The sequence below is a fragment of the Bacteroides sp. AF39-11AC genome, assembly GCF_003474285.1.
GTDB lineage: Bacteria > Bacteroidota > Bacteroidia > Bacteroidales > Bacteroidaceae > Bacteroides.
Window position 1 is genome coordinate 116,070 of the sequence record NZ_QROH01000004.1, and the last position, 26,625, is coordinate 142,694.

The 26,625-nt window shown below is 41.1% G+C and carries 18 protein-coding genes; 2 read left to right on the top strand and 16 right to left on the bottom strand.

Annotated features, from left to right (window positions below; all coding sequences use genetic code 11):
- Window positions 1-14: 14 nt before the first annotated feature.
- The 16 genes from DW036_RS09075 to DW036_RS09150 form a co-directional block, all read right to left on the bottom strand.
- The gene (locus tag DW036_RS09075) at window positions 15-1,247 is read right to left on the bottom strand and encodes an ABC transporter permease (RefSeq protein WP_007210520.1); all 1,233 of its coding nucleotides are present in this window, start codon (window positions 1,245-1,247) and stop codon (window positions 15-17) included.
- On the bottom strand, window positions 1,247-2,425 hold the full coding sequence (locus tag DW036_RS09080) for an ABC transporter permease (protein ID WP_118464258.1): 1,179 nt from the start codon (window positions 2,423-2,425) through the stop codon (window positions 1,247-1,249). Before DW036_RS09080 ends, DW036_RS09075 begins: the two co-directional genes overlap by 1 nt.
- 32 nt (window positions 2,426-2,457) lie before the next feature.
- Entirely contained in the window at window positions 2,458-3,444 is a 987-nt protein-coding gene (locus DW036_RS09085; RefSeq protein ID WP_118223545.1) for an HlyD family secretion protein, read from the bottom strand.
- Between the two features lie 53 nt (window positions 3,445-3,497).
- Window positions 3,498-4,985 (bottom strand): TolC family protein, encoded by a 1,488-nt coding sequence (locus tag DW036_RS09090; RefSeq protein WP_118463414.1) that lies wholly within the window; start codon window positions 4,983-4,985, stop codon window positions 3,498-3,500.
- A gap of 117 nt (window positions 4,986-5,102) precedes the next feature.
- Window positions 5,103-5,972 carry a hypothetical protein gene (locus DW036_RS09095; RefSeq protein WP_118463417.1) on the bottom strand — a complete coding sequence of 290 codons (870 nt, stop codon included), beginning with the start codon at window positions 5,970-5,972 and terminating at the stop codon, window positions 5,103-5,105.
- A 12-nt stretch (window positions 5,973-5,984) separates the two neighbouring features.
- Window positions 5,985-7,106, bottom strand: a complete 1,122-nt coding sequence (locus DW036_RS09100; protein WP_118463420.1) for a nucleotidyltransferase family protein — start codon at window positions 7,104-7,106, stop codon at window positions 5,985-5,987.
- A 76-nt stretch (window positions 7,107-7,182) separates the two neighbouring features.
- Entirely contained in the window at window positions 7,183-7,665 is a 483-nt protein-coding gene (locus DW036_RS09105; RefSeq protein WP_118463423.1) for a hypothetical protein, read from the bottom strand.
- Complete coding sequence (locus DW036_RS09110; protein WP_118463426.1) at window positions 7,653-8,516, bottom strand: hypothetical protein; 864 nt, start codon at window positions 8,514-8,516, stop codon at window positions 7,653-7,655. The genes DW036_RS09105 and DW036_RS09110 overlap by 13 nt, the downstream gene beginning before the upstream one ends.
- A 5-nt stretch (window positions 8,517-8,521) precedes the next feature.
- On the bottom strand, window positions 8,522-10,168 hold the full coding sequence (locus DW036_RS09115; protein ID WP_118463429.1) for an ABC transporter ATP-binding protein: 1,647 nt from the start codon (window positions 10,166-10,168) through the stop codon (window positions 8,522-8,524).
- Window positions 10,161-11,261, bottom strand: coding sequence for a hypothetical protein (locus tag DW036_RS09120; RefSeq protein ID WP_118463432.1), 1,101 nt, complete (start codon window positions 11,259-11,261; stop codon window positions 10,161-10,163). The genes DW036_RS09115 and DW036_RS09120 overlap by 8 nt, the downstream gene beginning before the upstream one ends.
- Before the next feature lie 114 nt (window positions 11,262-11,375).
- A complete protein-coding gene (locus tag DW036_RS09125; RefSeq protein WP_118464260.1) occupies window positions 11,376-13,733 on the bottom strand; it encodes a leucine-rich repeat domain-containing protein in 2,358 nt (785 codons plus the stop codon).
- An 887-nt stretch (window positions 13,734-14,620) separates the two neighbouring features.
- Window positions 14,621-16,366: an ATP-binding protein gene (locus DW036_RS09130; protein ID WP_118463435.1), complete on the bottom strand. Its 1,746-nt coding sequence runs from the start codon at window positions 16,364-16,366 to the stop codon at window positions 14,621-14,623.
- Between the two features lie 91 nt (window positions 16,367-16,457).
- Window positions 16,458-17,321, bottom strand: coding sequence for a hypothetical protein (locus DW036_RS09135; protein ID WP_118463438.1), 864 nt, complete (start codon window positions 17,319-17,321; stop codon window positions 16,458-16,460).
- Window positions 17,322-17,326: 5 nt separating this feature from the next.
- Window positions 17,327-19,006, bottom strand: coding sequence for an ABC transporter ATP-binding protein (locus DW036_RS09140; protein ID WP_118463441.1), 1,680 nt, complete (start codon window positions 19,004-19,006; stop codon window positions 17,327-17,329).
- Window positions 19,003-20,145: a chain-length determining protein gene (locus DW036_RS09145; RefSeq protein WP_118422450.1), complete on the bottom strand. Its 1,143-nt coding sequence runs from the start codon at window positions 20,143-20,145 to the stop codon at window positions 19,003-19,005. The genes DW036_RS09140 and DW036_RS09145 overlap by 4 nt, the downstream gene beginning before the upstream one ends.
- A gap of 157 nt (window positions 20,146-20,302) precedes the next feature.
- Window positions 20,303-22,747, bottom strand: a complete 2,445-nt coding sequence (locus tag DW036_RS09150; protein ID WP_147401456.1) for a hypothetical protein — start codon at window positions 22,745-22,747, stop codon at window positions 20,303-20,305.
- A 1,012-nt stretch (window positions 22,748-23,759) separates the two neighbouring features.
- Between DW036_RS09150 and DW036_RS09155 the strand changes: the two genes are divergently transcribed.
- Both DW036_RS09155 and DW036_RS09160 read left to right on the top strand, forming a co-directional pair.
- The gene (locus DW036_RS09155) at window positions 23,760-24,026 is read left to right on the top strand and encodes a PqqD family protein (RefSeq protein ID WP_022393383.1); all 267 of its coding nucleotides are present in this window, start codon (window positions 23,760-23,762) and stop codon (window positions 24,024-24,026) included.
- A gap of 559 nt (window positions 24,027-24,585) precedes the next feature.
- On the top strand, window positions 24,586-25,875 hold the full coding sequence (locus DW036_RS09160; RefSeq protein ID WP_118223954.1) for a site-specific integrase: 1,290 nt from the start codon (window positions 24,586-24,588) through the stop codon (window positions 25,873-25,875).
- Window positions 25,876-26,625 lie beyond the last annotated feature (750 nt).

Consider the following 26,625-nt stretch of genomic DNA (forward strand, 5'->3'; position numbering starts at 1 on the left):
ATCTCCTGAAATTATTATTTATTCTTGTACTCTTTATATTTCTCAATCACATGCTTCCTGCTCTGGATAATCTGCCAACGATATACCCAGCAAGTAGTCAGGAAGTAGATGCCTGCCTGTATCCATAATGCACGGTATTCAAAGGCTACTTCGCCCAGTGTAGCTCCCATGCTATTAATGCGTACGTAGCCATTGATGCCGAAAGTGGACGGGAAGATATAAGAGAAGTATCTCCAGAAATCCGGCATGGCGGCTCCCGGCCAGGAAACACCTGAAAGGAACAATAAGGGTACGGATGTGAAGACGAATATTAACATGCAGGTTTCACGGTTGCGTATGGCAATAGAAGCTGTCATGGCAAAGAAAATACATGCTGCCAGATAAGGTAACATAAAGAGGGTCAGTACACCCGGTTGAGCTATCTGGATGAGACTGAACAGACGTGGCACTACACAGAGCACATATACGGATACAAGTGCATACACCATAAAGTAACTTAAACCTTTACCCAGTACGATACGTAATGTGCCGTTGTAGTGGCGGTTGATAGGAACCAAATCTTTGAAACGGTTCTGTTCGCGGGCTGTTCCGGCAGAAAGTCCGATACCCAGCAATAAGGTTTGCTGAATAATCAGTATTAATACCGCAGGTATCAGGAAAGCCGCAAAACCGTTTGCAGGGTTGAATAAGGTAACATCTTCATATTTTATCGGATAGGCGGTAATCTCATCCTGGCGGTTGGTGGTATTGCCGGCACGTTGCATTTTGATATCTGCATTCATATCCAGTGACACGCTGGTATTGGTGTTCAGCAGAGATTTATAATAAAGCAATCCGCTCATATCGCAATACAGACTGACCTGTGTTTGCTTTCCCCGTGCAATATCTTCACTGAATTCAGCAGGTATATAGATGATGCCATAAGCCAGACGATCTTTCAGCATCAGTTTGGCTTCTTCCATGTCGGCGCAATAAGATACAATCTTCACTTCCGGACTGGAGTCCACTTTGCGCAGGTATTCGCGGCTTAACGAACTGCGTGAGTTATCCACTACCACAGCAGGTACTTCCCGTATGGTTTCATTGGTATAAATGAAAGCATAAATCAGTGGATACACCAACGGGACAAGCACAAAGAAGATGAGCACACCCTGATCGCGAAAGGTCGTGCGGAATTCCCGTATCCAGATATAGAATAGGTCGTGGATACCTTGTACTACTTTCTGTTTGAACGTCAGATGTTTCATTAGGGCACGTATTTATAATAAATCAACGCTTCTTTGAGCCGGTGTACGACAAAGAAAGGAAGCATCATAAAAATAAGTAACGCCACATAGTTTATCCATGAATAAATCATCGGATAACCGTTCAGGGCCTGATCTACATAGATCAGGAAATAGTGACGCAGCGGGAACAGATTGGCTAATCCTTGCAGAACCGGATGCATTGCCATGGCAGGGAATGATAGTCCGCACATAGAGAATGAAAGCACTCCCCATAAGGATGCAAAACTCAGTCCCAGACGCAGGGTAGGCAATATACCTATCATTAGTACACCCATCCCTTGCGAAGCCAGTACAAGGCAGAGAGTGGCAAGAAGCATCGGCATGATGCCACTGTTGCAGGGGAAGTGCAGGAAGCCATATAAATATATATTATATAATATTCCCATCAGGAAGAAAATAGCCGTATGAGGCAACAGCTTTCCTGCAAGGGAGATATAGATGGAATTATTTCCCATGCGCAGCCATTCGCGTGCGGTACGGTCTTTTATTTCCACGCCGATGGAGTAAACCGTTATCATAAATATAAGCAGCATCAATACACCCGGTGCAAATGTGTTACACAAGTATACGGAGTAATTCAGCCACGGATTGTTCAGCGGATGTGTATCGATGACGATGGGTTGCAGGAATGCCATAGCCTGATCTTCCGTAGCACCTTTAGCATACAAACTGGTGCGTGCGGCGGCTCCCGATGCCAACTCGCTCATCATCTTCATATCTTTGTAGAGCAGAGAACCAGCGATAAGCAGCGTATTGTTGGTATAGAACGATACGGTAGGCTGTCGTTGAGATTGCGCCTTGGCGGTGGTGCCTTTCGGAATGTAGTAGAATCCGTAGATTTCTCCTTTCTGCATGGCGGCACGTGCTTCGTTGATAGTAGGATAATGGGCTACGATGGCAGTCTGCTCAAATGCATCCAGGTTTCGCATCAATTGGCGCGAAGTGGATGTCATATCCTGATCCACCACCCCTACAGGCATATTGACCGGTAACCCCGAATCCATCAGCGTCGTGAAGAACACGTAGCAGAACAACGGCGCTATCACCATGCAGAACAGGTACAGCGGACGGGAAACGAGCCGTCGGCCTTCCCGTTTCATGACGTTCCACAAAGCTATATATTTCTTATCTCGTGCCATTCCTTTACTTATCACTAATCACTAACCGTTAATCACTTCTTCAGTATCACCGACATTCCGGGACGCAAACCTTCCACTTTCTCCTGTGGTAAAGCTTTTACCTCAAAAGTCTTCAGGTCAAATTGCCCGGTTGTTTTCGTAGCCTTCCAGGCTGCATAAGTACCAAGATCCTTCATGTAGTTCACTTTCAGGCGGATATTTTTATCTAATGCCGGAACGAAAGCTTCGAATTCAGTTCCCATTGTCAGACCTTGTAGCAAATCTTCTCGGACATTGAATGTTACCCACATATCATCCAGTATGGCTATGTTCATGATCGGTGCACCGGTTCCCACCAATTCACCTACTTTGGGGAAGATTTCCGAAACTTCTCCGGCTGTCTGGGCTATAAGATACGTTTCTTTGATATAAGATTCTACTTCTGCAACGGCTCCTTTGGCACGGTCTACCAAGGCGGAGGCAGCAGCTTTATCTTCTCGTTCCGCGCCGTTCTTTGCCATGTCGTATTGAGCTTTGGCAGCTTTCTCTGTTGCAACGGCAGCATCACGTTGTGCAGTCACCTCATCCAGCTTTTGGGCTGACATCACCCCCTGATCAGCAAGGTTCTTCACACGTTTGTAAGATTTCTCGGCTATTTGAAGTCCCGCTTTGGCCTTTTGCCACATCTCAAAGGCAGCCTGTACCTGTTCGTGACGGGCGCCTTTCAGTGCTTTCTCATTCTGTGCCTGAGCAGCGGCTTCTGCAGCCCGAGCCTGTTCCAGCTTAGCTAACACATCCGGAGCTTCCAGTATGGCGAGGGTATCCCCGGCTTGTACACTTTGTCCTTCCTTTACGCGGAATTCCAGAATTCGTCCCGGCACTTTGCTTGATACCCGATACTCCGTGACTTCAGCTTGACCTTGTACGATTTCCGGTCCTTTGCGCAACATGAAGAAACCCACTACGGCTACAATGGCAATGACGCCTGTCAGCGTTAAGAACGCTAGTAGCATGTTACTGTTTTGTGATTTGGTATCCATCTTATGATTTATGATTTCAGATTTATGATTTATGAGCTCTCACCCTTTAATTTTTAATTATTAATTTTTAATTGTCCCAATGCTTTCTTCAGATAGATGTCAGTCAGTTTTACGTCAATCTGTGCATCTATCTTTTCGGACTGGGCAGAAAGCCAGGCTGTGTGTGCTTCGAGTACGTTGCTGGCAGCTATCACGCCTTCTTCAAATCCGAGTGTAGCATAACGGAGGTTTTCATCCGCTTTTTCCAGATTCTTTTCTGCCATAATCAGCTTCTTTGCAGCTTCATTCACTTTGAAAACCGACTGGTTGACTTGAAGCTCAATCTTTTCTTTGGCGTCATCCAACTGATATTGGGCGATGCGGGCCTCTGCTTTGGCCGCTTTTACCTTATACATACCTTCTCCCCAATGCCAGATGGGTACTTGTAATACTACACCGACATTCCACATACCTTTGAATTTCTTTTCAAATCCGTTGAAAACAGAAGGATTGGTCATCATGTAGCTACCCATCAAAGCCAATGATGGCAAGTATTCAGAACGGGTGACATTTACTTTCTGTTTGTAGATTTCCGTGGCAAGTTCCAGGCTGCGTACTTCCGGTCGTGTAGCATAAACCGTATTGAGATCAATGCCGTTGGCAGCTACCGGATCAGGTTTGAGGTCATCTTCCTTTTCATCTTTCAGGAGGATGGGAGAGGAGAGGTCCAGACCACATAGTTGACATAGTAACATTCTGGAAAGGCTCAGTCCATCTTCCACTTTGGTGAGTGTCATTTCCGCTTCGTTTACTTTTACTTTTACCGACAGACCATCTGCTTTGGTAGCGACACCTTCGGCAATCATCTTATCTACATCGCTTTCCAGTTTCTGCAATAATTTGAGATAACCTTCTGCCAACTTCTTTTTGCTGGCGAGCGATACGACTTGCCAGTAAGCCTGGTCGGTACTGAGGATTACATCTTGCAGACCACTATCATGCTGTTGGCGTGCCAGTTCTTCGGCGTATTTGGTAATCTTGTTGTAAGCGCGAATTTTCCCACCCATGTACAGAGGTTGTGTCAACGTCAGAGCACCGGCGTACATGTTGCGGGTATCTGTACGGAATGCATCAACGAGGGAGTTTCCGAGACCATTGAGAGGAGAAGCAATGTCCGCGTTGCCCAATGCTTGGATCAGTGCCATGAACTGCGGATTCTGTGTTAACTCAGGATGCTGCGTCAGTATACCTTGTATACCATTTTGCATAGCACCGCTTACTTGAGTTCCCATTGAACCTAATGCACCTTTCTGGGCATCACTCAATAGTGAAATCTCTTTTTGAGTGCGCATATATCCACCGGTGGCGGAAATGTCGGGAAGGTAATTGGTAAATGCTGCCTTTCGCTGATAATGCGCAGAGTTAATTTTCTCCTGGCTTATCAGTAGTTCTTTGTTATTGGCAATGGCCAATGAACGGCAACTATCGAGGCTTAAAACCTCTTGTGCGCAGACTGAGAAGGTCAGACATACCAACCAAGTGAAACAGAAGAACTTTCTCATCGTGTCTATACATTATTAAGGTGATTAAAACGTTGTTTTGTGACGCAACAATAATTGCATAAACAACGATGCAAATGTATAGGCTTTCAGTGAGACCTCAAAATAATTTAAACTTTTTTAGTCCAATGTAAAGGATTGCGAGCCGATAAGTGTTCCGTCAGCGAAGAGATCTACACGGTAAGTACCTGCATATAAGTATTCTTCCACGTTCCAATATACGGTTATGTTTTGTTCTTCGCCGTTGTATTCAATGTACTTCTTGATGGAATAACCCAGTTCGCGGTTCTCGTATGGGAAAGTATTCGCGGGATTTTTGGTCAATACATCATTGTCCGGTTTGGTGATACGTACGTAGATAGTACGTTCTCCTGTCTCGGCAGTTATATTCTTGACGATTGTGAATCCTATTTTGAATTTTACTACATCTTTCACTTTCTTGGCTGTTTTGTCCCGTTTGTTGACAGCCTGTATGTTGATATTGGTAGCGTCTAACTGGGCGGCAAGGGTGACTTTCTTATTCAGATTCTTTTTCTCTTCCGACAGATTGCTGATTTGGCGGGAAGCATCGTTATACTTCTGTGTCACTTGTGCAATTACCTCTTTCTGATGAGCAGTGAGGCGGTTCAATGAATCTATCTGATTGATATATCCTATCATAACCTTACGCAGAGTAGCAAGCTCATTTTTCAAGCGGCGTATTTCTGCCGCATTACTGCTTTTTACGGTACGCAATTCTTCCAGTAAACGTTGGGTTTTTAATTGTTCCTGTTCCAACAGCACAGACAGGGAGTCATTGGAAACTGTCAGTTTCAACTCATCGTACTGTTGTGCAAAACGCGTATATTCGTTTTCCAGGTCTTCCTTTTCCAGTTGGAATTCCTGTACCAGTTCTTTATTGGTTTGCTTCTCAGAGAGTAATAATACGGTAACTCCTACTAATAATACTACTAACAGGGTTCCTATGGCGATTAAATACTTATTTTTCATTCTATTTTCTAATTAATTTCTGTTCCACATTTTATTCCATTGTACCTGAGCAGAATGAACGGCGAGCATAAGAGGATACCAACGTGCTTCGGCCGGTGCCAAAGCTCCGAATTCACGGCATCGTTGAGTGGCGCGGGTGAAAGTGTACCATTTTCCACTCCAGTATCCTTTAGGGCGTTGCTTGCGATTTTGGTTATGTTGCCCAAAATTACCTCCTTGCCATATATCATTGAGTAACCATTCACCGGTTTCTATATCTTTTTGAGTATAGGGGATAGGCAACTCTTCCATGGGGAGTCCCAGATAGTTTACGGCAACAACTCCGAATACTTTAGCAGCTTTGCTTAATCCCCATTTTTGCAGTAAATCAGCAATTTCTTTAAGATCGATATTGTCTTTTTGCGTATGGAGTATGTTGGCCCAATCGCATACCTGGCGGAGTCCGATTCCCTCATTGAGGAAATGTAGTGCAGAGTGTGTCAGCACGTAGGCTACATCGAAAGATAGGGGAGGGAGAGTTACCTGGTAACCTTCTATTTCTAGATTCCGGCAAGCAGTTGTACCATGCCACCGGGCTATTTCCTGTTGGAAACTCTTGTCGGAGGAAGGAGAACTGAGCCGGGAGAGTACGCGGTGGTTTTCTATGTCTACACCATGCCAGTGTATACATGTATGTTTATGATTCTCTTCGTGTTCTCCGGTAGATTCTGTCCTTAACAGCTTGTTGGCCTTTTCATAATTCTTGGGACCTATATATAAATCAATGTCTCCGCATTGTCTGTGCAATGGATTCCGGTAATTCTGTGCCACTCCTTGTCCTTTCAGCAAAACGGGTTCTATCTGATTGGCACGATAGAGCGTGTATACCTTGGCGATTTCTTGATTCAGAATGTGATTGTTTTCTTCTATTTGCAGTAATACATTGCACCACTTTAAATAAAGTTCACGTTTCGGACGCAGTTCTTGCGGCAGAGTTTGCATACCATCGAATGTGATGCCTAGTAGGGCTTGCACTTTGGCTGATTGGTACAGCTGTGCCCAATCTGTTTGTATATTAAATAGAGTGGTATCTACAGGTGTACCCCATAGGCCTGATTGCACCAGTGCAAAAAACTGTTTTTGTATCGGAGTCATATTCTTCTGCTGAATTCACTGTTTTCTTTTCCGGGGCAAAGATAATGCAAACCAAGGGCATAAAAAATGAACTTGTTCATTTTTTATGCTGTACACTGCTTATTTTTATCTTTCCGGAGGTGAAAACTAAGACTGGTAACAGCCATCGTCGTAAAAAACGTAACCGATACCACCATTTTGCCTTCTTCAGCCACTGTGTATCCCGGCAATCCTGTGTTGTTCCGTCAGGGCGGTAGATGGTTCTTAATATTCCGATAATATCTTCCCGTTTCACTCGTTCAATGCGTGCTAGATTTCCATCTCCCAGCATCATATACTCATTTCCTTTCTTACCTATATATCTATGGATTAAATATTTTCCATTCCATTGGTAAAAAGGACAACACCAAGCAGGCAGTTCTTCTTCAGAAGAGAAGGGAACTACTTCCACCAGGTCTATTCCTCCTCTGATGAAAGGGTACATACTGTGTCCGCCAATAAGTAACTTTACTGTCTGTCCTTGTTTTAATGCCTTGGCGGCTTCGTTAAAGAAGTTGTTGGATACCACTATTTTTCGCATGTCCCAAAGATTGTTTCATAAGATAGACGGGCCGCATCCGCATCCGGCAAACAAGCTAAATGATATACAGGTACATTGGTGAGTATAGCATTCAGAACTTCACAGATGGAATCATATAAAGATTCATCATAAGAAAAGGCTGGTGGACACGAAGGATGTAACGAAGCATAGGCCTCTGCCACAGCCAGTCTTCTAATTTTATTGAACGGTGCTTGTGACAAACGGACACAGGCAGCAAGAGGATAACATTCTTTTTTATAACAAGGTGTTTTTCCGCTCCAAGGGCTACCCCATACCCATGGCTGTCCATCTGTAATGCGGACAATGGGGCTGTCATCATTCAGTAGTGTGGCTTCTTCTATATTTTCACGCCATAAGCGTGTATGTGTACTTTTTCCTGTACCGCTTTCGCCCAGAAAGAGTACCGCTTTGCCCTGACATACAATTGTGCTGGTGTGGATGGCGACCGTTTGATAAGGCACGGTCATCACGCCATAAGCCATCCAGCAGGCAAAACGTAGTAAACGCGGATCAAGGTTACCCTTTAGGTGGGCTGTACGTCCATTATTGTCTACCCATAGTTCCAGTGTTTCTCCCTCTGGAGGAGTAGAATCGAATATATACCCGTTGGCACAGGTTCCAAACCGATTTATGGTTCCGTTAATATCGATGCTGTAAAGTATCTCTTTCCAAGCTGGCATTTCACTGTCTACTAGAACGAAACGGAAAGTATCCTCATCTTTATTATTTACCTTGAATACTTCGAAGCCTGACATTCTATCCATGGTATGCATTAATGTTTCATTTTCTACCTTGATGCGATGTCCGGCAATTAAATAATCTTGTTCCATTTTCTTTATTTTTCTTTAGTATATATATTTCCGCTGTCCAGATCAAATATCCGGTCACAAAAGGCGAGTGAACTTTCACGGTGGGCTATGATGACTATGGTAAGTTCATGGTGTTGATGAGAGAGTTCTTGCAAGGCATGGTTGATTTCTTGTTCCGTTCGATGGTCTAGTGCTGAAGTTGCTTCATCGAAGAATAGTATTTCCGCTTGTTTATATAGTGCACGGGCTATTCCTATCCGTTGTTTTTGTCCGCCGGACAACCGACTGCCAAATTCGCCTAAAGGCGTATCTAATCCTTGCGGTAGATGTTCTGCCCATTCTTTGAGCTGTACCTGTTCCAAAACGTTCATCACTTTTTTGTAATCCACCTGCACCTGTCCCAGGGCTATATTGGTGGCAAGAGTACCCTCTGTTATAAAAATCTCTTGTGGTACATAACCTGCCACTTTATACCATTCTTCCCGATTGTTAACTGTTAACCGTTTTCCGTCTATACGAATTTCCCCACTAATAGGTTCCAGGAATCCAAGCATCAGATTAAATAAAGTGGATTTGCCTGATCCGCTCGTACCTTGTATGCCTACGCATTCACCACGTTTGATATTCAAATTCAGGTCTCTAAAAAGTATATGGCCATCCGGAAAAGCAAAACTTACACCACACAATTCAATACCTTGCCTGAAGGTGAAGGGAGATTCCGTTTCCATCTCTTTTTGCGGTATATCAGCAATTCCTTCGGCTACTATTTCTAGTGTGTGCGAGGCGTTCTGGAGTGTCCCCCAACTATTCAAGATGTTTCGTATGGCAGGTAGCAGCCGGAAGGCTGCAACAGCAAATACGCCGCTCATCAGTCCAAGGTCTCCACGTCCTGCACCTATCAATAATGCTAATCCGCAGACTATAGCTATTTCCGATAAAAATAACGGGAAAAGTTGGTATATTTCCATTCGCAAGCGATTTCGTGTTATAGATTCTATGCCTTGGTCGAAGAAGGAAATTGTGGTATGGAAAGCATGTGCTACTTCTAGTTCTGCAAAGCCACGAAAGGCTTCCACTACTGTTCGTAACTGCTTTCGGCGTGCTTCCAGTTCCTCTGTGCCGTAACGACGTAGACGTTTTCGTACTAATCCTACATATCCTCCGGCCAGTGGCAGGAATGCGGCACAGAGTAAAAGTCCTGCAATTGGTTCCCATATTACAAGTGCCGATACCATCAGTAGTACAAGCACCGAATCACTCACTATGCGAAAGACGGGGGCCAATACGCATAAACTGAATGTGTAACACACATAATTCACTTCGTGCCCCAGTTGCAGGCTACTCGTACCTTTCAGGAAAAGTAGTCCCCGGCGATAGTAATTCACAAACATTCTTCGGCTAAAATCTCGGTATATATCTAGTAGAAAACGGCTTTGCATACGTGCCAGTAATATAACCAGCCCATTTTTTAGCATTACAAATAATAAAATTATACAGCATAGTGTCAGCATTTTCTCACGGCTACCATCGGGTTCCAGTATAGCCAGTAATACAGGGATCAGTGCAGCTACGCCTGCAAAATCGAGCAAAGCACGTAGCAGTACCACAAACATGACTGCTACACTACGTTTTTGCTGGCGTTCCGATAATAGTTTATATATCTTTTTAATCATAGTTGTAACAGGGCATAGTTTTGAAATAAATCCAACCACATCCCATAGCTAGTGATAGCAAGAAGATTCCTGATAGAATTTTTATTTTCGAGGGAGAAACTGGACTAAGTGGAACAGTGGCAGGTTCAATGACAGCAAACACAGGGCGTTTCTTATATACCCTGATTTTGGCAAATTGCAATTGCTGTAATGTTTCGGTGTATTCTTTATAGGCAATATCTTTGGCTATTTGTAAATTGTATAACTCTTTTTGGTAAAGTTTGAGTGATAAGGATTGGTTGGCATCTGCGAAATGGGCATAAGTTTCTTGTGCCTCATAATATCTTTTGCGTGCTTGTTGATAGAGGTTTTCTGCATGCTCCAGATTTATACGTTCTTTTTTAGTACGGTAATCTGAGACAAATTTTTGTAATTTAGCCATTACGCTATCCGCTACTGTTGCAGAAACAAGAGGATCCTGCATACGTATATGTAAAGTAACTGTTCTTTTTTTCTTATCTACATCCACATTGATTCTACTATTGATTGCGGCAGCTATAGCAATTTCGCGTTTGGAGAGATGGAAAACGTCTATGGTTTCGCCATGTTGGTGACTAGTAGGTCGTAGGTTGCTGGTATCGTTTGTCTCTTTTTCGCTAAAAATGGTGATTGGGAAGCTAATGATTTGTAATATGCCAACACGGATAGTATTCCACCAAGGTGGACGTTGGTGTGTGGACATATATTCGGATAGCGTTAATGTACCTAGTTCTTTATTGTTGGATAGTGTTATGGGTATGTCAAATAGTGATAGAAGGAAAGGGGTAGAACTAACAACCTCTGGATATAGGCTTGGAATGATAGCATCTTGTATCTTTTTGCCTCCGATACTCACTTCTGATGAGTAGCCTTCGTCTGTATCTACTTTTCCTGATGTACTTTCGGGTACAGTGTAAATGCTCGTTTCATATTCCTTGGGGATACTGATAACGATAAGTATTCCGATGAGAAGTCCTGCCATACTTGTTTTAAATAAAAACATCCTGGCATCCCATAATTTAGATAGTAAGAGTATATAGTCCGTTTGGGTGGGATCGAGCATTTCTCTTTTCATAAATAATAATCAGAAAATTAGGCTGGGTGATTAAAAAAGGTGAGGCATAAGCCTCACCTTTCTGATAAGTAGCATTATTTAAGAGTAGTTCGATGAACTTATCTTGGTTAAGGATTATTCTTTAGTAATGCTTAAGAATGTGATATTTGCAGCATTCAACTTCAAAGTGTTGTCAGTAAAGGTTCTTACATCCTGATTTGGATTGATGAATAACTTCACATACTTAGTGTCGCTACCAAATGTATCTGAGGAACTTATGCCAGAAGCAATAGTAAATGCTTGCTTGAACTTAATTTCTTTTAGGTAAGCTTCACCCGCACCACCGGAACAGCCTTTTAAAATATCTTCATCAAATGAAGTGGCTTCCATGAAGTTTACATATCTCAAAGCTGTGCAACCTTCGAATGCTTCAAAAGGAATAGTTGCAGCACCTACGTGTAGAATCTTCTTGTTGTCCTCTGTTGCATCATCTATACCATAAAGTGCAGTACATCCCTTGAAAGCTTGTTGGCCGAGCGTAGTTGTAAGAGATAGGTCCATAATCTTCAATGATGTACAATTTAAGAATGCTTGGCTTCCTACAGAAGTTGGCTGAACTTGTTCTCCATCTTTAAGAATATCAGTCAGGTTAGTACATCCACTAAATGCATCAGCAGGAATAACAGTGTTCTTAATATTGATTTCTGTTAATGCTGTACAGCCTTTGAATGCGGCAGCACCATCTTCACGGAATTCGATAGCCCCATTGATAGTTGTCAATGCATTACAACCATTGAATGAGCTGGCACCTACCAGTAGACCATCTTTAACTGTTACTTCTTTTAAGTTGGTGTAGCCGCTAAGATTCAGACCTTTACCTGGGAAAGCTGCACTCATTTGGTCAACGCCAGACATATCCAAAGTTTCGAGGGCTGCATTCAGAATGATAGGATTGATCGTTTCGTCAGCAAATTTGTATGCCGGAAGAATTACATTCTTTAATGTAGTTCCTTCAAATGCATCTTTTGCAATTGTAGTTACTTTGGGGAGATTGATAGTTTCTAAACTAGCCAAGCTTTTGAAAGTTGCTGCCGGAATAGTGGTATTCTCTGTTAATGTGATTGACTTTGCATTTGTAAAACTTACCAATGTAGTCAATTCATCAGCTGTTAATTCTACTTTAGAGATGATCTTTTCGAATTCAGTAAGTTCGCATGGAGCGTTATTCCACATAACTTTGCCATTCTCATTAAAGATCTGAGAGAATGTTCCTTTGTTTACAATCAGCGTACGGTTATTACTGTTGTTATTTGTTACTAAGTAATCGAAGTCGTTGATGTCTAATGTAGTGGCATCTCCACCAATAAACTTATTGTTCATAGTAGAAGGCCAGTTAGTGCTGGTTTCAACTGTTTTAGAAAGAACAATATTCTTAAAAGTAAAGGTCATAGCCATTGTTTCTTTAACGTTGGCCTCCTGAAAGGCTTTACGATCTACTTTGTTGATAGCCATGTATGCGAGGTTGCCATCTACAAAGTCAAGACCTGTGGGATTATTCAGCTGCAGGGTTATGCTTGTGGCAGCACCTGTAACATCTGTACCCATATCAGTGATATCATCACCATCTGCCTTTACTAGTTTAGATTCTTCCGGTTTTTCGCTATTATAGAGATAGTGAGCTGTAGAACCATAATCTAAGTAAGAGGGGGTAATATCTTCTGCATCATCAGTATCACCATCTTCATTTTCGTCATATCCTTTTGCTTCCAATTTAATACTCTGAAGAGCACCAAAAATACTAGCATATTCTTCATCAACTCCCTGAGTTCTGAATACTACTGCAGTAAACGGACGTACGAATTTCAAATCAATTTTCTCACCTACTGCATCGTAAGAGTTTTCTTTAACGGCTTTAGTAAGAGAGAGCATCATTATTTTCTCTGTAACATCTTTCCCGTCAAGAGTCTGTTGATTTTGGTTAGTTAATTCAGGAAGAGCAGAGAACTCATACACACCAGTAGCCTTCTCTTTTTCAAAAGTGACAGTAGAAGGATAAGTGGCTATGAATTGTGATTTATACTGTTCGTTAGTAGGATCGGCCCAATCATATGTTCCTGGCTCATGTTGGAAATTCAAAATGTTATCATCTTGATAAGCAGTAAATACACCATTAGCTTTGGATTGTGTAGCTTTGTACATAGCCTTATTAGCAGGTACCCAACTTGTGGTATTATTACCTATATTCATACCTGTAGCTGTCGTATTTGTACTCCAAATACTAATCTTATCCGTTTCTGCATACCAGAAGAAATTATGTATTCCTGAAACGTCATCGTATGCCAAATCTCCTCTTGTAGTCGGTGTTTCTACTAATGCACCTTCAAAAGAGATTCCTTTGGTAGCTTCTTTTTGTCCGGAGATTGAATCCAGTTCGTTCTCTGCACAACTTGCAGCTAAGGCTAATATGCCTGCGCAAAATAAAATTTTTTTCATCTGCATTTTTTTTAATTTTTTTTATTTAGACTGTTTTGTTTATAATGCTTAGATGCACGAAACAACAAGGATAAGTATTGTTACTGTCTGAAACAGGGTATATCATTGTTTGAATCGTGCGTATAGAAGCCATTATAAAAATTGTTTCATTGAAGTAGTATTACCTAAAATGGATCTTCACCACCACCAGGTACATCGCCGCTTGGTCCAAAACCTGCTTCTACTTCCACTTCCAGGACTTCCACTTCTGGAGCCTCATACTTCATTTCCTTTTCTACTTTCATACTTACAAATAATTTAATTGTTAATAATATCAATATGTTATTCTCATCATTCTATAACCGGATTTATTCTTGCAGAACTTTACTATCCCTACTTTATAAATAAGCATAGTAAACCGCCTTTTCAGCCTGCAAAGTAAGAAACAAATTTCCTAAATATACCTTGATTGTATTCTGCTGAATATCTGCATATTACCATCAATATAGAAAGAGAAAAGTAAGAAGAAAAGAATTTTCAAATGAAAGAAAAAGATAAACGATAAGTCTGATATACAATCATTTATAGTGCTAATGATAAATTGAAAATTTTATCTATTTATGCATATTGACACTCCTTTATGACACTATACTGCATAAGAAATGACTAATTTAATTCACTGATTTACAATCAATAGCTGTTTTATTAAATAGAGAAAAGTCCACTGGCAAGCATAGGAATAGCACCATTATCAGACACCAGTAACAAAAAAGAAGCTTACAATCAACCGCTCAATAACCTCATGTTTTCTACCTGACACATGTCCTGAGAAACCCTAAATGTATTAAGCAAAAAAAGGAGCGGATTCTATGCCCGCTCCCTTATGGAATGATGACTCAATAACAATATCACATTTTTTCTGCAATAATCAGTTCCCAGCCCTTGAACACCAGCGTGATGAGTTCCAGTTTCGTCCCACCTTTGGTGCGAAGCACCTTTTCGTCCGCTGCATAACGCACCAGCTGTTCAGCGGCTTCCTTCTTCAAGGAAGCAATCTCTCCCTCCGAAGCATCACGTTTGGCATATTTCACTTCTACAATATAGCTATAGGCAATATCGGGTTGATGCAGTAAATCCGGCATCATGTAGAAATCGGCATAACCTTTGGAAGATTCGTGTTCGGGAAAAAGAACATATCCCTGCGTCAGTCCTAAATAAGCCAACAGAAAGCCTTTGATATGGGCCTCTCCGTCTATGAACTCGCGAATGGCACTTTGACGTTCCAATTCGCGGGCAAAGAAACGGAAGACGGCCTCCCATTCGCCACGAAGAGCCATTCCTTTCACCAGGCCGGAAAAAGAAGAAAGGTCCAGATCAAACATTTTTGCTTCGCGATAAGCTTCTACCAGATAAGTATAGAGCTGTTCGCGTACAGTCAGGTTCGGAATACCAAGAATGGCACTACCAAAATCGGTACCTTGTATGGATAGCATTCCAAAATAGAACAGCAGGCTTTTGAAGTTCTCCGTATCAGTCAACTTTTCAGCCGGAAAAGAAGTGGAGATCTGTGCTGTGATGCTACCTTCCGTTACAATCTGCTGGATGACGGAAGCGTTCACACCGAATGTCTTATCTATCCGTATCAGATGACGGAGCTTACTGTAATCCGTACGGATATTGTTGTCAACCATTGTCTCTGGGGGTAATTGCTGTTGCAGATAACTATTCAGGAAATAAAGTGTCATGTCCGAATTGAACATCCGTTCTTCCAATTTGCGGGAAGAGAAGCAGTAATTATCATACCACGGCTTCATCAGTTCCACCAACTCGTCCACCGTAACATCTGCCGGAAGTGCGTTTTCATCTTTGTAATAGGTAATCATCTCCCGTACTTCATCTTCGCTGAAACCGATGATGTCATTAAATTGCGGCATCATACTGATATTCGTGCCGATATTGAAACCGCTCGTCACGTCATCCATCGTAATGGGACTCACTCCCGTGATGAAAAGACGCTCCACGGCAGCACCGGCATTGGAAGTGGAATCTTTAATATTGTTGAAGAAACCACGGATAAAACCCTCACCATGTGTCTTTTCCCGATAACGCTCCTGCCCATAAGAAGAAAGGATGGTATTGGTAAAGTTATCATATTCGTCAATCAACAGGTAAATGCGCGGGCAGTTCGTACGGCTGACGTATTCCTTAAGAGCAGACAACATCTGTCTCGGATTGGTCTCATCAGGATTGACAACCTTCCAAATATCACTGCCCAACAGGTGCTCGTATTTCAGGATGAAATTCTTCATTACCATGCAGCAATACTCGCAGAACGAACGCTCCACATCCTCCAACTTCGAACTGATTGCAGAGAAGTTGAATCGCAAAACCATGTACTTGTTGTGCTCTTCCGTAGGATGCTTGCCTATATACAATTCTCCGAATATCTCTTCAAAACTATCCGCATAATCAATACTATAATACGTTTCCAACATGGCCAGAAACAGTGACTTACCGAACCGTCGCGGACGTATGAGGAACAGATAGGACGGCTGGCGCTCTATCATTTCGATATAACGGCTCTTGTCCACATAATAATAGTTTTTCCGCATAATGCGGGGAAAGTCCGATATTCCATAAGGTAATGCTTTCATAACTGCCTGCTTTTAATATTGCACAAAGCAAAGGTAATAAAAATGATTGCAAATTCCACGAAGACCTTGAAATAGTTACAATCGGACACCGTTATTTACCACATACTCCGAAGATCGTATCATGAGAAAGGTGCGCAGCATCAGCATCAGGCAGACAAGCCAGATGATAAACCGGTACCGCAGAAAGCAGGGAACTCAAAGTATCACTGATGTAATCATACAATTCATCGCTGTAAGCAAAGTCAGGCGGACACGAAGGATGCAACGCGCCGTATCCTTGAACCACACTGAGTTTCTTAATCTGGTTAAATGGAGCCTGAGATAAGCGTACGCAAGCCGCCAACGGATAACTTTCATTTTTGTAACAAGGTGTTTTTCCACTCCATGGACTACCATATATCCATGGTTCTCCGTCTATGATGCGAAGAATAGGACTGTCATCATTCAGCAGAACAGCGCCTTGTATGTTTTCGCGCCACAAACGGGTGTGAGTACTCTTACCCGTACCACTCTCTCCCAAAAAGAGAATCGCCTTACTCTGGCATACAATAGTACTGGTATGAATTGCTACCGTTTTAAAAGGTGCTGTTGCCACTCCATAGGCAATCCAGCATGCAAATCGAAGCAGCCGCAGGTTATAATTTCCCTTGAAATTCACCACCTGCTTATCTTCGCTCAGCCAAAGCTCAAGTGTTCCACCTTCAGGAGGCAGCATTACAAAGAGAAAGCCATTGCGATATTGGCCGAAGTGGCTGACAATGCCATCTATTTCATTCGTGTATAACATTTTTTTAAAGAAAGGTGTATCTGCGTTAGATTCTACAAAGTGACAAAGAGGCTCATCGTCTGCCTCCACCTTAAATGGGGTGAATCCTGTCAATGCACCTATTGCCGCAACCAATCCATTCCCTTCCACCCGGATACGATGTCCGGCTATCAAATAATCCTGTTCCATTTCTTTTATTCCTTATTGTTATATACTATATCGCATGTATCCAGATCGAATATCCGGTCGCAGAAAGCCAGTGAGCTTTCACGGTGGGCTATGACAACCAATGTCAGTTCACGGTGACGCAAGGAGAGTGTTTCCAGAGCATGATTAATTTCCTGTTCCGTCTTATTATCCAAAGCGGAAGTGGCTTCATCAAAGAACAAGACTTCAGCTTCCTTGTAAAGTGCCCGTGCAATACCAATTCTTTGTTTTTGACCACCGGACAGCCGACTACCATATTCACCTAACGGGGTGTCCAATCCTTGTGGTAATTCATCTACCCATTCCTTCAGTTGCACTTGCTCCAGAACCTGCATCACCTTTGTAAGGTCAACTTGCGATTGCCCAAGTGCAATGTTATCAGCGAGTGTACCTTCTATTATAAATATTTCCTGCGGTACGTACCCCACCAGTTTATGCCACTCACTTCGGTTAGTAGAAGTCAGTTTCCTGCCATCTATAAGTATCTCGCCGGAAGTAGGTGGGAAGAAGCCGAGCATCAGGTTAAAGAGGGTTGATTTGCCAGTTCCACTTGCTCCCCGTATTCCGATACGTTCACCGCAACTAATATTTAGATTTAAACCATTGAACAACATGTCTCCGTCGGGGAAAGCGAAACCGAGTCCGCGTAATTCAAGTGTATACTTAAATGTAAACGATGTACCTTCCGATGCACCCTCTTCCTGCCGCCGACCGCCTTGCACATCTTGCTGTGCTTCATTGTTGATGCCTTCTTCCACCACCGCTATGGTATGCGAAGCGTTCTGTAGTGTCACCCAACTGTTCAACAGGCTTCTTACGGCAGGAATCAGTCTGAAAGCAGCTACTGCAAATACACCACTCACCAATCCCAGGTCACCGCTTCCCGTACCAATCAGCAATGCCAGTCCCACTACCACCGCCACTTCCGAGAGGAAGGACGGAAAAAGTTGGTACACTTCTGTGCGCAGACGGTTACGGACAATAAATTCCAGACCTTGGTCAAAAGAAGTAAGCGAAGTATGAAAGGCTTGTGCAATTTCCAATTCCGCATATCCCCGGAAAGCCTCCACCACTGTGCGGCTCTGCTTGCGGCGTGCTTCCAATTCCTCCATGCCGTAACGGCGCAGACGCTTCCGTACCAAACCCACATACAGAGCGGCCAGAGGAATAAAGGAAGCACAAAGCAAAAGTCCGGCAAGCGGTTCCCAGACGACAAGAGCCGATACCATCAACAGTACCAGCACTGCTTCTCCCGCCATACGAAAGACCGGAGCCAGCACACACAAACTGAATGTATAACAAACATAGTTTACCTCGTGTCCCAGTTGTACGCTACTCTTCCTTTTCAGGAAAAGCAGTCCGCGATGATAGTAATTGGCAAACATCCGTCTGCTGAATTCACGGTAGATTTCCAGTTGATAATTGCTTTGTACACGTGCCAGGAGCGTAACCAAAGCATTCTTCAATAAAACAAATAGCAATACGGCACCACACAACGTCAGCATCCTTCCCCGTCCGCCATCCTGCTTTACCACTACCAGCAATATAGGTATCAGTGCCGCTACTCCGGCAAAATCAAGGATAGCACGCAGCAATACCGAAAAAGCCACCCAAATGCTTCGTTTGCGTTGCCTTTCAGGTAGCAATTGAATTATTTCTTTAATCATTGGCTTTCATCCGTATACAAACTATCCTTTTTCATGTTTCTCATGAAATCCTTTACGAATAGAATCCATGCGACACTTCCTCCACCAAATAAAAGAATACATCCTATAAAAATCAGCACTTTATTGGGTTTTGAGGAGTTAAGAGGAACCTGTGCTGGTTGAATGATGGCATTTATAGGAGTAACTTTTTCCACTTTAGCTTTGGCAACGAGGACTTGCTGTTCCATTTGATTGTAAGTGGAATGAGCCAGATTCATTTCATTCTGTAATCGGATCAATTCTGCGCGAGAAGTCTGTATCACTAACTTTTGGTTGACATCTGCATAGTTAGCATATTGAATTTGCGCTTCATGGTATTTTGTTTGCGCTTCATTACGAAGTTGTTCAGTATAGTTCAAAATCCTACGTGCCTTGCTTGTTCTGTATTCTGTGACATACTCTTGCAGGCATGCTTGCACTGTATCTACTACAGTGGCAGCAACCAGCGGATTCTGCATGGTGACAGATATGGTCACCACTCTTTTTTTTTGGTCTATCTCGACAGCTATTCTGGAAGCAATAGCACCGGCTATACCTATCTCTTCACGAGTCAATCGGAAGATATCTGTTTTTGTATTTTTCTTTTTTCCTTCCTCTTTCGGTGCGCTCCTGAATAAAGACAGGAGTCGGTTCATTAATCTGAACGGTGCTGAAGCAACAGCATTCCACCACGGTGTTTTCTGCCGTTCCTTTACATATTGGGCAAGAGTTATTGCAGCAGTATCTTTTTGTTCGTGTACTTTTACCTCAAAAAGCCGAATAAGAAATGGGGTAGAATTAACAATGATAGGATATAGGGATGGATATATGGCATCCCTATCAGCAGTAGAAGAGTTTACATTGACATCCGTCATGGCAACCAGTGCATTTATACCCAAAGACGAACTTTTACGGGCATTTTCTGGAGCTATAAGAATCTTAGCTGTATATTCCTTTGGGATACTAATACCTATAATTATCCCGATAACGGCTCCAATGCCACAAGTCATCAGAAACAATTTTCTGGATATCCACACTTTTCTGTACAATATCCGCCAATCCATTTCCGCTTTTCCGGAACGCAGTATTTTGTTTTCATCGTTTGAAATGTTACGATTCATTTGCATAGACAATGAATATTAAAAAAGAGATTCTTGTATTTATTCGTATCAACAATTCTTTTTTTGCAGACACTTAGAGACTGAAATATTGAGAAGAAAAACGGAGAAGCAATGCCCCTCCGTCTTTTCTATATTAAGATTGGATAAAAAGATAGACTTAAAATCCAGCTTCTGTAACTGTAGCTGTAACAGCGGTTATATTACCTTGGAATACTGAAACCCCAACAACCTTATTATCAACTTTTGTGGCGTATAGTTTGCCTTCATTTAGAATCTTACCATAGTTGTCTATTGAAGTCATTGTTACATTAACGTCACTTATTGCATTACCTGCTGTCAATATTGCATCTTCATTGTTAGTAATGGTAGCGGAAGTATTGTCAGAGGCTCCTACAGTAACATCTCCTAAAATAGTGCCGGAATTCACCAGCTTACCCAAGACGCTTATCGTAGCAACTGTTGTAGCATCTATTTTTCCGAACTTAACATTTTTAGCAACAGACAATGTAGCTTCTTCAGCAATAGTAAGATTGACAGTAGCTGTTGCCAGTTGTTGTGCTGTAACAGATGAGTTGTTGATGGCACTAGTACCATTTACAATAATATTTGTAATATTTGTAAAACCAGCAGCAACACCATTCAAGTCAATAGTAGCATCTTCCATAATCAGGTTTGTGATGGTGGTAGCTGCGTCTACTTTATCTATTGCAGCTTTATTCCAGCTTCCACTGATAGTAGCACTGTTTACTTCGTTGATATCTTTTAATGCATCCAAGCTAGAAGCTGCAGTGATGGCTACACTGGTAACACCCTGAGTGTTAGCAATCAAAGCCGTAGTAGTAGCATGACCTGCATTATCTACAAATACATCCTTTACAGCTGCTAAAGTGATTATGGCTGCTGCATTATTATTAGTGATGATTGATGCAGCGGTGCCTAAACACTGAACTTTACAGTTCTCCCCTAAAACGATATCTTTAACATTCTCAAGTGCTTTACTATCCGCAACAGTCAGCAGATTATTATTGGTTATCTTACCACTATTAGTTACATTATTCACGATAGCCAAAGTACCATTATTTATAATTTCGGATTTGGCAGCAAGATCTGGAGTAACTTCTCCTAATTCTAATTTACCATTAACCACTATTACACCATTGTTGACAAGTGTAGAGATACCGTAGTTTTTAGGTGTACCTTTCCAAGTAGCATAGTCGGAAACGCTTGCTTTGCTACTTACCATTCCCGAAACGGTTACCGTACCCTCATTAGTCAAACTCTCAATAAATGATTTTCCATCCAGGTTCAATGTCGTTCCTGCTGCAACTTCCAATGCTCCGACATATGAATCTTGAGCTAATTTAAATTCAGCATCTTCTTTCTCAAGGATTAACTTGTGGCTATTGGCATCCACATAAATAGAGAATGCAGGAATATCGGTTGTTTCGGTTAACGTGACGTCTGCTTGTAAAGCAAATGTAGCAGCATGGTTTGTGTAATATGCATTGCCTTGGATAAATTTCACTGCGTATTCCCAATCTTTCTTGCTGAAAATCTTGAATTCTGCAGGATATTCAAATGTACTCATTTCATAAGTATTGGTTTTGAACACATCTCTATTGAATTTAACAGCAGAATTTCCAGGATTTGCCTTTGTTTCAAATACCCCTTGGTTGGTATATACTTTCATTGTCAAATCATTTTGGTTGTATGAGCCTGCGGGGAACAACATACGAATTTCTTGAGATGCACCGGCAGCGATAACCATATCAGGCAATGTAATTGACACCATATTGTTAGCTGCCGTTATGGCAGTTTCATAGAGATCAATATCAGCACTTCTCATGGTTTCGACTTTCTCTCCAATTACATTTTTTAGGTCCGCATTATCAGATACAACAACACTACCAAATATACTTGTTACGGTATTAATATCCCCACCCAGTTTAAATCCAGCTGCAGAATAAACCTCAATCTTAGAAACCTTAACTTCTTCACTACTGGTGTTTTTTAATGTTGGAGCAAAACCTGAATACAAAGAAGTAAATTGTACAGGAATTGTATTATTGGCTTCGTAAGCAATACCTCCTTTAATCTTAATGAGTGGAGACACAAAGAAGTTATTAGCAGTTAAGTGTGCATAAGGTTTTTCTGCATTGAGTTCTTGTGAGACAGGAAAGTTGACAGTAATCTTTCTCCCCTTGGTCATATCTGTTTGATATCCATGATAGAAAACATAAGTGCCCTCATATACAGCAGTATTTGTCTTGAAGTTAGCAGACTCTACGGGAGTGGTAATTGTTTCCACTGGAGTGAAAGGGTAATTAGTAACAATATTATTGTATTCCGGAGTGCCTTCTACTTTCGCATCAACCATACATGCCCCTAATACATCAGAGGCTTCCCATTTGTATTTTCCACTTTCCCAAACAGTTCTAGTAGAAGCATCACCAATAGTGTATTCTCCCATATCAGCTCCCAACATCACGTTTACCTTCGCTCTATCCGCAAAGTTATTTTCCGGTGCACTAATAAACTCTTCATTGGTACAAGCAACGAATAAAGTAGCAGCGCACATCGTAAACAAGAATTTTGTTTTCATCTTTTTGAATCTTTTTAGTTTATTAATTTACTATTCTAATCTTAAGCTTGGCTACATAGGCTCATCCGTAGTACCACCAGCAGGAACACTTGCAGCGAATCCCAATTCTACAACCACCTCCAGAACTTCCACTTCCGGAGCTTCATACTTCATTTCCTTTTCTACTTTCATAATCATAAAATTTAAATTGTTAGTAATATTAAAATGTATCTTCATTATTAACTAGTAATGCACCTCTTTTACTATTAAAAGAATCAAGACCGTTCTTACAATCCTGCAAATATTTCTATAAAAAAGCTCAGTAAAAGCTCCTTTCAGCCTGCAAAGTAAGAAACAAATTTCCTAAATATATTTGAGTGATATTTTATTGATTATCTGACTGTTATGTACTTAGGAGAAACCTTTTAAAATAAAAGAAAAGAATTTTTTATAATCAAAAAGAATGAATCAATATATTAGCACACAGCTTATTACATATTTAGTAGAAAACATCTTATTTTAGTCCTCTGCATATATTGACACCTCTTTCTTGCACCTTATAGAATAAGAGCACACGATAGTAATTCTCTTATTTTCAATAAGAAACGGATTTTATAAATGACAAGAAACTCACTTTTTTAATAGTAATGACACCATTTTTAGGCACTAACAACAAGAAATGCATTTACAAAGAACCATCGAACACACTCAGTGAAGCCATGTAGCTATACCACCTCCCTTCCTCGTAATAACTTGGCGCTGAATTAGCGAATATTAATTCGTCCCCTTATGGAGAACATTGCGTCCCCTTATGGAGAACATTGCGTTCCCTTATAAGGAACATTGCGTCCCGCTATAAGGGGACGAATTAATACTCGCATAAAGAAAGATTGCCACCTTAATAGATGGAAGATAATCACTGATAAAAAACAATTAAATCTGTTATAGACTCTTTTTTTATATTATAGTATATAATTTTCAAGAGAATGTTTACCTTTGCATTTCTTGAAACACTAATTTAACGTTTGTCACTATGAAAATTAAAGAGAATTATAAAGTTCGGGAGATTGCAGGTGAGAACCTGATCGTCGAGCAAGGAAAGTCCCAGTCTGATATGACTAAAGTAATTTCACTTAATAATACAGCACTGCTTCTTTGGAAAGAATTGCAAGGAAGAGAATTTTCTTTGGAAGATGCTGCAGAGGTATTAATGAATCATTACGGCATATCCAAAGATCAAGCCTTAGTTGATACCCAAAAGTGGGTGGATGCTTTAAGTAACTGTGGAATCATAGGATAGTTCTTTCCTGTTACATTTGCCGGAGAAATATTAATAGTTTGCTATAACTCATTGCATATAATGAGATAGTATTATAATCAGATAAATTAGATTATTCTGTTTTGGTACACTCTTTTTTGTATTGAAAATAGCAGATGCATTCTTTGTATATATACCTGAGGTTAACATTGAAGAGAAATTCTCTTACCGAATAGGCGTGATATAGACCTCTTAAGCTCTATGTATCATGAGAAAACACCAAAAACAAATTTCCTAAATTCAAAAGAATTCGTTATTTTTTTATCTTTTCGGGTAAAAATATGGCAAATTCTCCTTTATCGTGAAAACACATCTCTATTCTACACGCTTTTGCGAGCCAAAGGTAGATATTTTATTGACATCTGCAAACAAAATAAAGCTTTTTTTTTATGCTTTTCAACGAAAATGCATAAATACAAACTTTTTTATAGCTTTCTTATATATTCTTATTGAAAATAAGATGGGCACTCTTTGTTTATATATCACTATAATCTTGATAATTATGGAACAATTACCACTAAACTGAAAGGAAGAAAAAGAAATGAAAATTAGATTCAATCTAAAGCAGGTCAGTGAAAAGAATAAACTGACGCAAATAATGCTTGTGACAACTATCAATAAACGGAGAATCAGGGTTTATACCAAACTCCGTGTAGAGCCACAGTATTGGAACCATGAAACATATCGATGCTATCAGAATGGAGGCTTGAACATACGGGAGAGGCTTCGGTTGAAATATATTAATGAACAAATTGATAATTTAGTAACGTCTTTATGCGAAATGGACGAACAACTCGCTATGAAAGGCGAGTACTTGTCGGCTGCTGTTGTCCGGCAAATCGTTGATAAAAACCTGCAGAAGGAACAACTTTTGCAAAATCCTATTGCTTGTCTGAGAAGATTGGTTGGCGAGTATGAAAAGAATGTAAATCGCAAAGGGAAACGTGGCATCGAAAGTACCAAGGCTACCTACCTCACTGCTTTAGGGCGTCTGGAAGATTACGACAAGCAACGGAAAGTGCCGATCGGTTCGTTCGACGACTTCAATAAAAAGTTCTTTGTGGATTTCACCAACTACCTTTACGGGTACAGTTATGGGAAAACCGGAAAGCATTATACTCAGAATACAATCATCAATACGCTGAAAGTAATCAAGAATCTGTTGCATCGTGCTTATGACAGCGAGATGACAACCAACAACTATTTCTTGAAAGTTCAGACTACACTGCCTGCTGATTCGAGTGAACAGATTTATCTGCAAGAGAAGGAGATCCAGAAGCTTTCTTTGGCAAAGACAGAGAGTGACCAGGAGCGTGAGGTAAGGGATGCTTTTATTATTGCCTGTTATACAGCATTAAGGATTAGTGATATACAGCAGTTGAATAAAGCAACCGTACGGAAGGGAGTAATATCGCTCTACCAGAAAAAGACGAAAGAGCTGGTTGAAATTCCGATATTGAAGGAAATAGCGCCACTGATTGAACACTATCAGCAGATTGGCTTTCCGGTTATAGATAAGGTGAAGGCCAACAAAATCATTAAGGTTCTTGCTGCGCGATGCGGTATTAATGAGGCTGTTAGCCGTAAGGAGTACCGTGGTGGAGAAACTACCATCGTGACAATTCCGAAATACGAATTGATAAGCTTCCATACGGCCAGAAGAAGTTGTGTGACCAATCTTTATAAACGTGGCTATCCGATTAACTACGTGATGTCGCTTTCCGGACATCGTTCTTTCCAAGCATTTCAGCGCTATATGAGAGCATCGAGTAAAGAACTGATGACTGATTTCGTCCGGTTACTGAAAAAAGAAAAAGCTATCCTAGCTTAGAGTCTTAAGAAAAAGAGTGCCCTTTTACACATACATGTGTATGTCTTGCTCCGTACCAAGTCCATGTCAAGTCCGTACCAGCTCCATGTAGAGGTACTTTTATACGGAGCAAGTACGGATTTGGTATGGACTTGACTCGGTCCAGGTACGGTTTGGTTCCCTTCATGCGTTAGTTGATTATTATCGAGAGTCTTCTCTCCAAGAGTCACCGAAGGAATTATTTACTTAGCTGTAAATAAGATTTTTATTGCCGGTGTCTGATAATGGTGCTAACTCCATTTGTAGCAATAGGGGTTTTCTCGTTTGGCCACCTCGTTATGTTTTGATAATAAGCATGTTACCATATTATATTGCTATATAATATGGTGCCAGAATAAAGTGCCAATATATATAAATAGTTTGGACTGCCATTAACTATCAATGGCACAACTACTTAATTACTAAACCTATACATCGTTTAATACTATTTCCCGGAAATTCTATTCCTTCCCTATTTTCTCCTCTTACTTATTATTAGTATCCAGATATTCAACGAAATACACTAAAAATATATTTAGGAAATTTGTTTCTTACTTTGCAGGCTGAAAAAGCGGTTTGCTCGTCTTTTTATAGAAAGATTTGCAAGGCTATTACCAAGGATGACTTGATTCTTTTGATAGCCAGAGATGCATATTACCAGTTAATAATGAAGAGATTTTTAATATTACTAACAATTTAAATTTTATGATTATGAAAGTAGAAAAGGAAATG